A 12807-nucleotide genomic window follows, 5' to 3' on the forward strand; every position below is an offset into this window, starting at 1 on the left:
TCAGTCGTCCTCCAGTTTCAGCAGCCGGATGTACACGACGGAGAACAGGGCGCCGACCACCAGCAGGACCAGCGCGATGGCGGTGCCGTAGCCGATCAGGCTGTTCTGGAAGGCCTGTTGGTACATGAAGATCGGCAGGGTCTCGCTCTTGTTGCCCGGTCCGCCGCGGGTCATGGTGTAGATCAGCCCGAAGACGGAGAGCGTCTGGAGCGTGATCAGCATCAGGTTCGTCAGGATCGACGGCCTGATGACCGGCAGGACGACCCGCCACAGCCGCTGCCAGGGGCCGGCGCCGTCCATCTCGGCGGCCTCCGTCAGTTCCTGGGGCACGTCGTTGATGGCCGCGGTGAAGACCATCAGGGAGAAGGCGGTGCCGCGCCACACGTTGGCCAGGCAGACCGCCAGGATCGGCATCGTGTACAGCCAGTTCTGGTCCGGCAGGTGCAGCGCGTCCAGCAGGGAGTTGAGCGAGCCCTGGTCGTAGAAGAAGGCGTACATGAGATAGCCGGCGACCACCTCGGGCAGCACCCACGCGGCGATCACCACGCCGTTGACCAGGGCCCGTACCGGCCCGGTGGCCTTCTGGACCAGGACGGCCAGCGCGAGGCCGAGGGTGTTCTGGCCGACCACCGCGGAGCCGACCACGAACACCAGGGTCAGCCACATCGCGTTGAGGAAGTCGGCGTCCTCGAAGGCCCGCGTGAAGTTGTCGATGCCGACGAAGCGGGTGCCGGAGGCCCCGGTGAGCTGCATGTCGGTGAAGGCGTAGTAGACGCAGTACGCGATTGGACCGGCGAGGAACAGGGCGAGCAGGACGACGGCCGGGACCGTCGGCAGACCACGTAGCAGCGAGCGGACGGCGGGGCCGGGCGTCCCGCGGGACCGGCGGGGGTGACCGCCGGTCCCGTGCGGCGCCGGGGCGAGGGCGGTCACGAAGTGCCCTCCGCGGTCCTGTCGTCGCCCACCGCCGCCTTGACATCGTTATCGAAGGTCGAGGCGGCCTTGTCGACGGAGGCCTGACCGGTCGTCACGGACTCCATCGCCTTCTGGATCGCGGTCGAGACCTGGTTGTACTCCGGGAGCCCGGGCCGGTAGTGGGTGTCGGCCACCAGCTCGGTGAAGAACTTGTTGGTCGGCACCGAGTTCAGGTACGCCGGGTCCGACGCGACGTCCGTGCGCACCGCGATGTTCGCGTTGGTCACGTTCCACTTCGCCGCGTTGGTCTTCGTCTGGAGCGTGGTCGACAGGAACTTCCAGGCCAGGTCCGGGTTCTTGGCCTTCGCCGGGATGGACCAGGCCCAGCCGCCCGACATGCTCGTACGGCCCGGTGCCTGGCCGTTCTGCGTGGGCATCGCCGCGGTGCCCATCACCGACTGCCACTGCTTCCACGGCTTGGCCGCCGCCGAGCTCCAGTTGTTGGGCATCCAGGAGCCGTCGATGTCGATCGCGAGCTTGCCCTCGGGGATGAGCTCGGTGCCCACGGCCGTCCCGAAGTTGGCGCCCAGCGCCTGCTCCTTCGCCGGGCCGAGACCCTGGCTGTAGACGGTGTGGACGAAATCGAGCGCGTCCTTGAAGCCCTGGCTGCCCACGACCCACTTCTTCCGCGAGGCGTCGTAGAGCGACTTGTCGGCGGCCGGGGTGCCGTACAGCAGCATCTCGAAGCCCTGCATGGAGGAGGCCTCACCGCCGGCCTGGCCGGTGTACAGGTTCAACGGGGTCACGTCGGGCAGTTTCGCCTTGATCTTCCGTGCGGCGGCGAGCACGTCGGCCCAGGTCTTCGGCTGCCAGGGCACGGGGATGCCGGCCTTCTGGAGGAGCTGCTTGTTGTACCAGATGCCGCGGGTGTCGGTGTCGTCCGGCACGGCGTAGACCTTGCCGTCGGAGGCCCCGGTCACCGCCCCCTTGGCGGCCTTGGCGTACTGCGACCAGTCGGCCCACTTGGCGGTGTAGGCGTCCAGCGGCTTGAGGTAGCCGCCCGCGATGTCGGAGTTGATCAGCGCGGTGTCCTCGTACACCAGGTCGGGGGCGGTGGCGGGGGAGCGCATCATGAGCTGGAGCTTGGTGTAGTAGTCGTTCTCGGAGGCGACGACCGGTACGAGGGTCACCTTGGTGCCCGGGTTGGCCCGGGTGAACTCCTTCACCATCGAGGCGAGGAAGTTGGCCTGGAGCTTGTTGGTGCTGTCCAGGTTCTGCCAGTAGACGACCTTGACGGACTTGGCCGAGCTGCCTGACGAGCCCGAACCGCAGCCCGTGACGGCCAGGGCGGTGGCGGCGGTGAAGGCCGCGGCGGTGACGATTCTCGAGCGCACAGTGGTTCCTCCGGGACGCGAAACCTGAGGGAAAGCCGCGAGTTCTCGGCCTGGAGGCCAGCTCGGACGACGCTCCAGCCTCTGCGCCACCCTGCGCTGATCGGCCCCGACGGCCGGATTGGGATGGGCGTCAGCTAAATCCATTTGATGGATGAAGTCAATGCTTCCAGTATGTAAACTTTCGCCATGCGAGGGCCGGGGGCGGCGTACGAGGGGATCAGGTGACCGACAGGTGACGATGCTCAGCGGGACGAACCTGCCGCGGGTCGGCGGCTACAACCAGGCGGTCGTCCTGGACGCCATCCGCACCACGGGCCAGGTCAGCAGGGTCGAGCTGGCCGCGCTCACCGGGCTGACCAACCAGACGGTCTCCAACGTCGTCCGCAAGCTCCTGGACGCGGGGCTCGTGGCGGAGTCCGGCCAGGCCCCCTCCAGCGGCGGCAAGCGGCGCACCCTGCTGACCCTCCGGGCCGACGGGGCCTGCGCGGTCGGCGTCCACCTCGATCCCGACGCCGCGGTCATCGTGGTCGTCGACCTGGCCGGCGAGGTGATCGGCAGCCGCCGCCTGCGGCTCACCGGCCCCGGCGATCCGGCCGACGTCGTGGACCGTGTCGCGCGCACCACCGGGCGCCTCCTCGACCGCAGCGCCGTGGACCGCAGCCGGCTGCTCGGCCTCGGCATCGCCGCGCCCGGCCCCCTCGACGGCACCACCGGCGCCGTGGTCTCCCCGCCGAACTTCCCCGGCTGGGGCCGGGTCCCGCTCGCCGACATGTTCGCGGAGGCCACCGGACTGCCCGTCGCCCTCGACAACGACGCCACCGCCGCGGCCATCGGCGAGCGCTGGATCGGCGGCGCCGCCCGGGCGGGCAGCTTCCTCTTCCTCTACCTCGGCACCGGCGTCGGCGCCGGGATCGTCCTCAACAACACGGTCCTGCACGGCGATTCGGGCAACGCCGGGGAGTTCGGCCACATGGCCGTGGAGCCGGGCGACCGGGTCTGCCACTGCGGCGCGATGGACTGCCTCGGCCCCTACGTCAGCCCGGCCGCGATCATCGACGACCTGTTGCGCCGGAACGGCCCGGCCGCCGCCGACCGCATCGGCCTCGCGGGGACGCCCGACTCCGTGCACGACGACTGGAAGGCCCTGCGCCGGGCCGCCCGCGCGGGCGACACCGACGCCTGCGATGTCGTACGACGGGCCGCGCGCCGTATCGGCGAGGCCGCACGCGGCGCCGCCAGCCTCCTCGACGTGAGCCGGGTCGTCCTCGGCGGCGAGGCGCTGCGCGGCATCGAGCCGATCATCCGTGAGGAGGTCGAGGCCGCCGTCAACCGCACCTCCGTCGCCCGTACGATCCGGGCGGTCGCCGTCGAACAGAGCGTGATCGGCGAGACGGTGGGCGCGGTGGGGGCGGCGTCGCTGGTGCTGCACGGGAACTACGCGCCTGGGTGGCGGATGCTGACGGAGGTCACGGGCTGAAGGGCGAACCTGTCCGGAGCCGTTCCGGACACCCGCCGCAGGGCGCGGGGAACGCCGAGCTGCCGGTGTAGTGCGTACGCACCAGGAGCCGTGTCCGGCTGGTCCGGGGGCACCAGGCGGAGACGGCGGCTCCGGACGATGCCCCGCCCGGCGCCGGAAGGAAGGGTTGGAGACGCGCGGATCCCGCGCATCCCCCCTGCCTGGCGGCGTCTGGAGTGATCAACAGGTGGCTACTTTTCTGTACCGGATCGGACGGTGGGCCTTCCGGCGGCGCCGCCTCGTGGGTGGTCTGTGGCTGGGTGTCCTGGTGCTGGCCGTCGGCGCGGCCGTCCTGGCCCCGGCCGGCGAGGAGGAGGACCTCGCCATGCCCGGCACCGAGTCGCAGAAAGCGTTCGACCTGCTGGACGAGCGCTTCCCGCAGAGCAATTCCCAGGGAGCGGAGGCCCGCCTGGTGTTCCAGGCGCCGGACGGACAGCGGGTGACGGCCGGCCGGAACAAGGCGACCGTCGAGGACGCGATCGGCTCGCTGGACCGGGGCGAGCAGATCGCGTCGACCACCGACCCCTACGCGACCGGAGCCGTCAGCAAGGACGGCACCATCGCCTACTCCACGATCACCTACACCGCGGACGCCGTCGATCTGACCGCGTCGACGAAGAGCGCCCTGGAGGAGGCCGCGAGCCGGGTCCGGGACGCGGGGCTGACCGTGGAGATCGGCGGCTCGGCCCTGGACGCGGAGGAGGAGCTGGGCGGCACGACGGAGATGATCGGAGTGGCGGTGGCGGCGGTGGTGCTGGTCCTCGCCCTCGGGTCGCTGGTCGCGGCCGGACTGTCGCTGCTGACGGCCTTCGTGGGCGTGGCCGTCGCCTTCGGACTGGTCTCCGCACTGTCCGCTCCACTGGGCCTGACGTCCACCGTCGCCATCCTGGCGCTGATGCTGGGGCTGGCGGTCGGCATCGACTACGCGCTGTTCATCACCTCCCGCTACCGTGACGAGCGCGCCCGGGGCAGCGAACCGGAGGACGCCGCCGGCTTGGCGGTGGGCACTGCCGGATCCGCCGTCGTCTTCGCCGGCGCGACCGTGATCATCGCCCTGGTCGGGCTGGGGGTCGTCGGAATCCCCGAACTCACCAAGATGGGCATGGGTGGCGCGGGTGCCGTGGCCCTGGCCGTACTCGTCGCCCTGACCCTGGTCCCCGCGCTGTTCGGGTTCTTCGGCCGACGGGTGCTCTCCCGTGCCGTCCGCAAGAACGTCCGGCCGGCCGGCGAAGCCAACCGGCCTTCGGGCGAGGTGACCTGGCAGTCGGGCGAGGCCCCCGGGCCGGGCAGCGAGCGTCCGCAGTCGTCGCACGGCGCGGGCGGCCGGCCCGGACTCGGCAGCCGGTGGGCCCGGTTCGTGCTGCGGCGGCCGGTGGCCGTGCTGATGGTTGCCGGGCTCGGTCTCGGCGCCGTCGCCCTTCCGGCGCTGAGCCTCGAACTCGGCCTGCCCGGAGACGAGTCCAAGTCGGTGGAGACCACCCAGCGCCGCGCCTACGACCTGCTGTCGGAAGGCTTCGGCCCCGGCTTCAACGGCCCGTTGACCGTGGTCGTCGACCTGTCGAGGTCCGCCGACCCCCGGGCCACCACGGACCTGGTCGCCAAGACCGTACGCGCCGTGGACGGGGTCGAGTCGGTCGGCGTTGCGGTGCTCGACCGGGCCGAGGACACGGCCGTCCTCACCGCCGTCCCGCGCACCGCGCCGACCAGCGGCGCGACCAAGGACCTGGTGCACGCGATCCGGGACGCGGCCCCGGGCGTCGAGGTCGACACCGGCGCCGGCGTCCTGGTGACCGGAACCACCGCGCTGAACATCGACATCTCCGAAGCCATGTCCGACGCCCTCGTCCCCTATCTGAGCGTGGTCATCGGCCTGGCGGTGCTCCTGCTGACGGTGGTCTTCCGCTCGCTCCTGGTCCCGGTCAAGGCGGCTCTCGGTTTCCTGTTGTCGGTGGGTGCCGCCTTCGGCGTCCTCGTCGCCGTCTTCCAGTGGGGCTGGGCCGCGGACCTCATCGGCATCGAACAGACCGGACCGGTCATGTCCCTGATGCCGATCCTCATCATCGGCATCGTCTTCGGCCTCGCCATGGACTACGAGGTCTTCCTCCTCACCCGCATGCGGGAGGCCCACGTCCACGGCGCGTCCCCCGGCGAGGCGATCGTCAACGGGTTCCGGCACAGCGGACGGGTGGTGGCCGCGGCGGCGATCATCATGATCAGTGTGTTCGCCGGATTCATCGGGATGAACAGCCCGACGATCCAGACGATGGGCGTCGGTCTGGCCGCCGCCGTCGCCTTCGACGCCTTCGTGGTCCGGATGGCGATCGCCCCCGCGGTCCTGGCACTGCTCGGCCACCGGGCCTGGTGGCTGCCCCGTATCCTGAACCGCGTGCTGCCGAATGTCGACATCGAGGGGGAGGCGTTGAGCGGGCATGTCCCGGCCCTCGCCGACGCGTCGGACACGGCGGTGCGGCGACTGCCCGTCGGCCGGGACTGAGCCGGCCGTGACGAACCCGGGGGGCGGCGGCCCGCGACCGCGCGGCAGGTGGTGGCGGGAGGCGGCGATCACGGCGACGGCGTTAGCGCTCTGTCTGCTCGGTGGTGCGGTGAAGGACGACGGCAGCACGCTGTCACCGCCGTCCGCCACCGCCTACCTCATCGCCGTGGTGTCCTGTGCCGTGCTGCCGGTGCGGCACCGGGCGCCCCTGGCCGCCATGGCCGTCACCACCGCGAGCGGTGTGCTGGCGCCGTTCCTGGGCCTGCTGCTCAGCCCCCTCATCGCCGCCCCCGCCGTGATCACCGCCTACTCCTACGCGCTCACCGCGCGCACCGAACGGCGCGCGGCGGGCGCGGTGGCGCTCATCTCCGTGGCCCTGCTGGCCGCTTGCACCCCCCTGTTCGGCGCCCTCTCGTGGAAGGACGCGAGCAGGGTCGGGGCGGTGGCGGCGTTCCCACTGGTGGCCGGCGTACTGGGGCACTCGGTGCACAACCGACGGGCCTACCTGGCGGCCATGGAGGAACGGGCCCTGCGGGCCGAGCAGAGCCGGGACAGCGAGGCGCGTCGCAGGGTGGCCGAGGAACGGGTGCGCATCGCCAGGGAGCTGCACGACCTGGTGGCCCATCAGATCACCCTGGCCAACGCGCAGGCCACGGTCGCGGCCCACCTCTTCGACACCCGCCCGGAGCAGACCCGCAAGAGCCTGCATGAGCTCGTCGAGACCACCAGCGACGCGCTCGACGACCTGCGGGCCACGGTCGGTCTGCTGCGCCAGAGCGGGGACGCGGTCGCGCCCGCCGAGCCGGCACCCGGGCTGTCCCGGCTGCCCACCCTTCTCGAGTCCTTCCGCCGCGCCGGCCTGGAGGTGTCGGTGCACCAGGAGGGCACGGCCAGGCCGCTGCCACCGGGAGTGGACCTCACCGCCTACCGCATCGTCCAGGAGGCCCTGACCAACGTGACCAAGCACGCCGGAACCGGCACCGCGCGGGTGGAACTCGCCTGGAACCGCGATCGCGTGACCATCACCGTCGCCGACGACGGCGGGGGCGCCCGTACGGCGTCGGCGGCGGCCGCGGGGCCGCGCGGATCCGCAACGGGCGACCGTCCGTCCGGATACGGTCTGATCGGGATGCGTGAGCGTGCGACCGCGGTCGGAGGACAGCTCTCCGCGGGCAGGCGGCCCGAAGGCGGCTTCCTCGTCTCCACCCAGCTGCCCCTCCCGCCCGCCAAGGGCACGCCGCACCGGGCCGGGGGAGCGACAGTCGTCGAGGGACGGACGACCCACGCGGCGCACGGCGAGGCAGAGACGGGGGAGGCGCGGTGACGCTGCGGGTGCTGCTCGCCGACGATCAGGCCCTGCTGCGCGGTGCCTTCCGGATGCTGCTCGACTCCGCCGACGACATCACCGTGGTCGGTGAGGCCGCCGACGGCCGGGAGGCGGTGCGGCTCACCCGGGAGCTGCACCCGGACGTGGTGGTCATGGACATCCGCATGCCCGAGGTGGACGGGCTCACCGCCACGTCACAGATCTGCGCGGACCCCGAACTGCGGGACAGCCGCATCTTGATCCTCACCACCTACGAGACCGACGCATACGTCGCCCAGGCGTTGCGCGCCGGGGCCGGCGGCTTCATCGGCAAGGGCATCGGGGCCGAGGACCTGCTGGACGCGGTGCGGACGATCGCCGCCGGCGACACCCTGCTGTCCCCCGCCGCGACCCGCTCACTGGTCGCCCGCTTCCTGGCGACACCGGACGACGTCCCCGCCCACGACCCCGAACGGCTCGCCGTGCTCACCCCGCGCGAACGCGAGATGGTGGCCCTGGTCGCGACGGGCCTGTCCAACCAGGAGATCGCCGAGCGGATGTTCCTCAGTCCCTTCACCGTCCGCGCCCATGTGCAGCGCGCCATGACGAAACTCGATGCTCGCGACCGGGCCCAACTCGTCGTCATCGCCTACCGGACGGGCCTGGTCCAGGCGGCTCCCGACGGCGGCCCCGACCGCAGGCCGTAGTACCGGCAGGCCCTCAGGTCAGGTTCAGGCCGCCGTCGAGCACGATGACCTCGCCGGTCAGATAGCCGCTGCCGATCACCGACGCCACCAGGTCGGCCACGTCCTCCGGCCGGGCCGGGCGGTGCATCGGCGCGCGCTCCCGCCACAGCTCGTGCGCCTCGGCCCAGTCCTTCGTCATCGGCGTGTCGACCAGGCCCGGCGCCACCGCGTTCACCCGTACGTCGGGCCCGAGCGCGGCCGCGAGCAGCCGCGTCACATGGTTCAGCGCGGCCTTGCTCGCCGCGTACGGCACCGAGGAACCCTTGGGCCGTACGCCCGCGTGGCTGGTGATGTTGACGATGCTGCCGCCCCCCGGGGCGCGCCGCAGCGCCGGAAGGGCCGCGGTGCACAGCAGCCAGGGCGCGATGAGGTTGACCTCCAGCAGCCGTCGCCAGTCCTCCGCGGTGGCCGCCGCGAGGTCCGCGTGCGGGATCGGCCGGCTGATGCCCGCGTTGTTCACCAGCACGTCCAGCCGCCCGAAGTGATCCAGCGCCCTCTCCACCAGCCCCCGGGCCTCCTCATCGGCGCCGAGGTCCGCCTGGAGGTAGACCCCGCCGAGCTCCGCCGCCAGCGCCTGCCCGGCCTCCGCGCTGCGCCGCGAGTGCACGACGACCCGCGTCCCGTCCGCCGCGAGCCGCCGTACGACCGCCTCACCGATCCCCGACGTGGACCCGGTGACCAGGGCGACGGGCCGGTCTCCCGCTTCGATGCTCATGACCGTGGATCTTGTCACGGTACGGCTGCGCCGGGTCCCCGGGGGAGCCGTCAGGCCGACCGTCCGCGTCCCCAGGCCGCCAGCGGCTGGAGCGCGAGGTTCAGCCGCTCACCGTCCTCGGTCAGGGAGTACTCGACGCGGGGCGGCACCTCGTCGTAGGAGACACGGTGCACCACGCCGTCCGTCTCCAACTCGCGCAGATGGGAGGCGAGCACCTTCTCGGTGATGCCCGGCAGCAGCCGGCGCAGCGCGCCGAAGCGGCGGCGCGGGTGCTCGTGCAGCGCCCAGAGGATCAGCACCTTCCACTTGCCGCCGATCACCTCCATCGCGGCGTCGATCCCGCAGATGTGTCCGTCCGGCGCGCCCGGCCGGTTCAGCGTCGTCATGTCCCACCCCTTCGACGTGCTCGCTCACCCCGGGGTAACCACCCACTCCGAAGTGCGTACTTGATCGTTCGCGGGCCTGTGACCAGCCTGATCGGCATGACACAGCACACTGTCGAGAAGACCTCCCTTTCCCTGCTGGGCCTCGGCGCGATGGGCTCCGCGCTGGGCCGGGCCTGGCTGGCCGAGGGCCATGGACTCACCGTCTGGAACCGAACCGCGAACCGCGCCAGACCCCTTGTCGCCGAAGGCGCCAAGCAGGCGGACAGCGCCGCCGGGGCGGTCGCCGCCAACTCCCTCGTCGTGGTCTGCCTGCTGGACGACACCTCGGTCGAGGAGGCGCTGTCCGGGGCCGACCTGGAAGGCCGGGACCTGGTGAACCTGACCACCGGCACCCCCGCCCAGGCTCGCGCCCGCGCCGAGTGGGCCCACGAGCGCGGAGCCCGCTACCTGGACGGCGGGATCATGGCCGTCCCGCCGATGATCGGAGTCCCGCAAACCGGCGGATACGTCTTCTACAGCGGCTCCCAGGAACTGTTCCACCGGCACCGCGAGACGCTGGCGGTGCCGGCCGGTACCCGGTACGTCGGCCGGGACGCGGGCTTCGCGGCGCTGCACGACGTGGCCCTGCTCAGCGCCATGTACGGCATGTTCGCCGGAGCCGCCCACGCCTTCGCCCTGATCCGCAAGGAGGACATCGACCCCGCGTCGCTCGCACCGCTGCTCGCCGACTGGCTCGCGGCGATGGCCCCCGCCGTCCATGGCACCGCCGGACAGCTGCGGAGCGGCGACTACACCCGGGGAGTCGTCTCCAGCCTCGCGATGCAGGTGGCCGGCATCCCGACCTTCCTGAGCACCGCCGAGGAGCAGGGCGTCAGCCAGGAACTGCTCAGCCCCTACTTCGCGTTGATGCGCCGGCGGCTGGCCGAGGGCGGCGGCGAGGAGGACCTGACGGGGGTGATCGACCTGCTGGTCCGCTGACGGCCGCGCGCCGCCCCGGTGCCCGGCCGTGGCCGTGCGGGCAGACCCCCGCACGGCCGACGCCGCGTCACGGCTTGATGCCCACCCCGGTCCACAGGCTGACCTCGGCGTCCGAGGCGGTCGGCTCCTTGTCCGGGCGCCAGCGATGACCGACCGAGACACCCGGGTCGAGCAGGTCCAGGCCCTCGAAGAAGCGCGCCACGTCGGTCCGCGTGCGGAACTGCACCGGGGTACCCGCGTTGGTGTAGATGTCCGTGACCTTCTGCCACGTGTCCGGGTCGAAGTCGGGCGTGCAGTGGCTCAGGGCCAGCGCGCTGCCCGAGGGAAGCTCGGCCAGCAGACGGCTCACGATGCCGTACGGGTCCTGCGCGTCGGTGACGAAGTGCATGAGGGCGTTGAGGGACAGCGCCACCGGCCGGTTGGTGTCCAGCGCCTCGGCAAGCTCGGGCGCGTTCAGCAGGGCGCCCGGGTTGTTGACGTCGGCCTCGATGTACGCGGTACGGCCCTGGGGCGTGTTGCGCATCAGACGCTCGGCGTACTTGAGGACCAGGGGGTCGTTGTCGGCGTAGACCACCCGGGCGTCGGCCACCACCGACTGCGCGACCTGGTGGAGGTTCGGCTCGGTGGGGATGCCGGTGCCGACATCCAGCCACTGGCGGATACCGTGCTCCCTCGCGAGCACGCGAGTGGCTCGGTGCATGAACGCGCGGTTCTCCCGGGCGCACGTGAAGATGCCCGGGTAGACCGACGCGACGGCCTCGGCCGCCTGCTTGTCGACGTCGAAGTGGTCCTTGCCGCCGAGGTAGTAGTCGTACATCCGGGCGGAGTGGGGCCGGCTGGTGTCGATCTCCCGGCCGGCGGGGGAGTTGGTCATCCTGTCCCTTTCAGGTGGTGTGAGTGGGGGTGTCGGGCAGGTCGCTGCCGGGGCAGGTCCGGCTCGGGTCGTGGGTCAGCCGGCCGTGAGGTGGTCGGCGAGGCCCCGCTTGACGCCCGCGACGAACGCGGCCATCTCCTGCGGGGTGTAGATCAGCGCGGGTCCGGCCGGATCGGTCGACTGCCGCAGCGCCACCCGGCCGTCGGCCAGGAGCTTGGTCTGCACGCACTGGCCGCCGTTGGGTCCGCTCCACGGCGACTCCCAGCCCTGCTCGCCGAGGTCGGTGGCGGGCATCCCGTTGTAGACGTGACAGTCGGTGCTGGTCATGAGTACTCCTTGCGCATGCGGTTCAGGAGTGCCTTGCTGTCCGCGTCCGAGGTCAGCAGGGACATGCGGTTGTGCGCCTCCAGATGCGCCGCCACGTCGGAGCGCTGGTCCAGGTACATCGCGCCGGAGAGGACCTCCGTGTAGACGATGTCCGGCAACTCCGGCTCCTCGAAGCGGAAGTAGGTGAACGGGGCGCAGGCGCCCACGTGGGCGCCCGCGGTGAACGGCACGACGTCGACGCTGACGTGGTCCAGCTCCGCGACCTCCAGCAGCCGTTCGATCTGCTCCCGCATGACCTCGGGGCCGCCGACCACCCGGTGCAGCACGGCCTCCTCCATGACCACCCACAGGGTGGGCGCGCCGGGTCCGTTCAGCAGGCTCTGGCGGCGCAGCCGCAGGTCCACGCGGCGCGAGAGGTCCTCGTCGGCCTCGTTGGGGAAGCCGCCCCGCAGGACCCCGCGCGCGTACGCGTGGGTCTGCAACAGCCCGGTGACGTAGTGGGGTTCGTAGGTGCGCAGGGTTCTGGCGCCCGCCTCCAGGCTGACGTAGGCGCTGAACCAGGTCGGCAGGACGTCCCGGTACGTGTGCCACCAGCCGGGTTCGTTGGCCCGCTCGGCGAGGGCGACGAACTCCTCGATCTCCTGCCGGTCGGCCCCGTAGGTCTCCAGCAGCTTCTCCACGTAGAGCGGCTTGAGGGCGACCTCGGCCTTCTCCAGGCGGCGGATGGTCAGGGAGGTGACCCGCAGTGCCTTGGCCGCGTCCTCCAGCGAGGCGCCCGCGTCCTGTCTGCGTTCCTGCAGGCGCCGGCCCAGGATCATGCGCAGCACGGTGGGAGCACTGGTGCCACCTGTGCCCGTACGGCCTTCGCTCACGTCCTGACCTCCTGAGGGGCTGTCACCGGCACGAGTCTGTCAGCGACTTGCTGACGGGACCAGGTGGATATCGGCTTTCTGAAATTATCAGGGAGCCGGTTGCAGGTTGAACTTGGGTGCGAGCATAGTTACTTGTGTGAACCGTGCCGCCGAACGCGCGCACGTTGACGTCAACCGTCCCCACCTCCGGGCGAGTTGGCACGCCTCTGCCCCCGATGCGTCTCGCCCGGCCGCGCCGCCGCCCCCACGGAAGGCCAACACCGCGTCCGAGCACAGCTCGCCCG

General features: G+C 71.7%; 12 protein-coding genes. 5 read left to right on the plus strand and 7 right to left on the minus strand.

What is annotated here, in order from left to right; all coding sequences use genetic code 11:
* Both EHS43_RS23330 and EHS43_RS23335 read right to left on the minus strand, forming a co-directional pair.
* Positions 1–849 (minus strand): carbohydrate ABC transporter permease, encoded by an 849-nt coding sequence (locus EHS43_RS23330; RefSeq protein WP_260470668.1) that lies wholly within the window; start codon positions 847–849, stop codon positions 1–3.
* An 80-nt stretch (positions 850–929) separates the two neighbouring features.
* Complete coding sequence (locus EHS43_RS23335) at positions 930–2309, minus strand: extracellular solute-binding protein (protein WP_125192722.1); 1380 nt, start codon at positions 2307–2309, stop codon at positions 930–932.
* Between the two features lie 238 nt (positions 2310–2547).
* Here EHS43_RS23335 and EHS43_RS23340 point away from each other — a divergent pair, with 238 nt between their 5' ends.
* The 4 genes from EHS43_RS23340 to EHS43_RS23355 all read left to right on the plus strand — a co-directional run bounded on the left by EHS43_RS23340 (position 2548) and on the right by EHS43_RS23355 (position 8332).
* Entirely contained in the window at positions 2548–3786 is a 1239-nt protein-coding gene (locus EHS43_RS23340; RefSeq protein ID WP_125192732.1) for an ROK family transcriptional regulator, read from the plus strand.
* A gap of 226 nt (positions 3787–4012) precedes the next feature.
* Positions 4013–6319, plus strand: coding sequence for an MMPL family transporter (locus EHS43_RS23345; protein WP_125192723.1), 2307 nt, complete (start codon positions 4013–4015; stop codon positions 6317–6319).
* Between the two features lie 7 nt (positions 6320–6326).
* On the plus strand, positions 6327–7643 hold the full coding sequence (locus EHS43_RS23350; RefSeq protein WP_125192724.1) for a sensor histidine kinase: 1317 nt from the start codon (positions 6327–6329) through the stop codon (positions 7641–7643).
* Positions 7640–8332, plus strand: coding sequence for a response regulator transcription factor (locus EHS43_RS23355; protein WP_125192725.1), 693 nt, complete (start codon positions 7640–7642; stop codon positions 8330–8332). The genes EHS43_RS23350 and EHS43_RS23355 overlap by 4 nt, the downstream gene beginning before the upstream one ends.
* A gap of 13 nt (positions 8333–8345) precedes the next feature.
* Here EHS43_RS23355 and EHS43_RS23360 read toward each other — a convergent pair whose 3' ends face one another.
* Both EHS43_RS23360 and EHS43_RS23365 read right to left on the minus strand, forming a co-directional pair.
* Entirely contained in the window at positions 8346–9086 is a 741-nt protein-coding gene (locus EHS43_RS23360) for an SDR family NAD(P)-dependent oxidoreductase (RefSeq protein WP_125192726.1), read from the minus strand.
* A 50-nt stretch (positions 9087–9136) separates the two neighbouring features.
* The gene (locus EHS43_RS23365; protein WP_125192727.1) at positions 9137–9472 is read right to left on the minus strand and encodes a helix-turn-helix domain-containing protein; all 336 of its coding nucleotides are present in this window, start codon (positions 9470–9472) and stop codon (positions 9137–9139) included.
* A gap of 96 nt (positions 9473–9568) precedes the next feature.
* Here EHS43_RS23365 and EHS43_RS23370 point away from each other — a divergent pair, with 96 nt between their 5' ends.
* A complete protein-coding gene (locus EHS43_RS23370; RefSeq protein WP_125192728.1) occupies positions 9569–10450 on the plus strand; it encodes an NAD(P)-dependent oxidoreductase in 882 nt (293 codons plus the stop codon).
* A 67-nt stretch (positions 10451–10517) separates the two neighbouring features.
* Here EHS43_RS23370 and EHS43_RS23375 read toward each other — a convergent pair whose 3' ends face one another.
* From EHS43_RS23375 to EHS43_RS23385, 3 genes are all read right to left on the minus strand, one after another.
* The gene (locus EHS43_RS23375) at positions 10518–11324 is read right to left on the minus strand and encodes an SAM-dependent methyltransferase (protein WP_125192729.1); all 807 of its coding nucleotides are present in this window, start codon (positions 11322–11324) and stop codon (positions 10518–10520) included.
* Positions 11325–11399: 75 nt separating this feature from the next.
* A complete protein-coding gene (locus EHS43_RS23380) occupies positions 11400–11651 on the minus strand; it encodes a DUF397 domain-containing protein (RefSeq protein WP_125192730.1) in 252 nt (83 codons plus the stop codon).
* On the minus strand, positions 11648–12523 hold the full coding sequence (locus EHS43_RS23385) for a helix-turn-helix transcriptional regulator (RefSeq protein ID WP_125192731.1): 876 nt from the start codon (positions 12521–12523) through the stop codon (positions 11648–11650). The genes EHS43_RS23380 and EHS43_RS23385 overlap by 4 nt, the downstream gene beginning before the upstream one ends.
* Positions 12524–12807: the final 284 nt, after the last annotated feature.

The sequence above is a fragment of the Streptomyces sp. RP5T genome (assembly GCF_003933965.1).
Classification (GTDB): domain Bacteria; phylum Actinomycetota; class Actinomycetes; order Streptomycetales; family Streptomycetaceae; genus Streptomyces.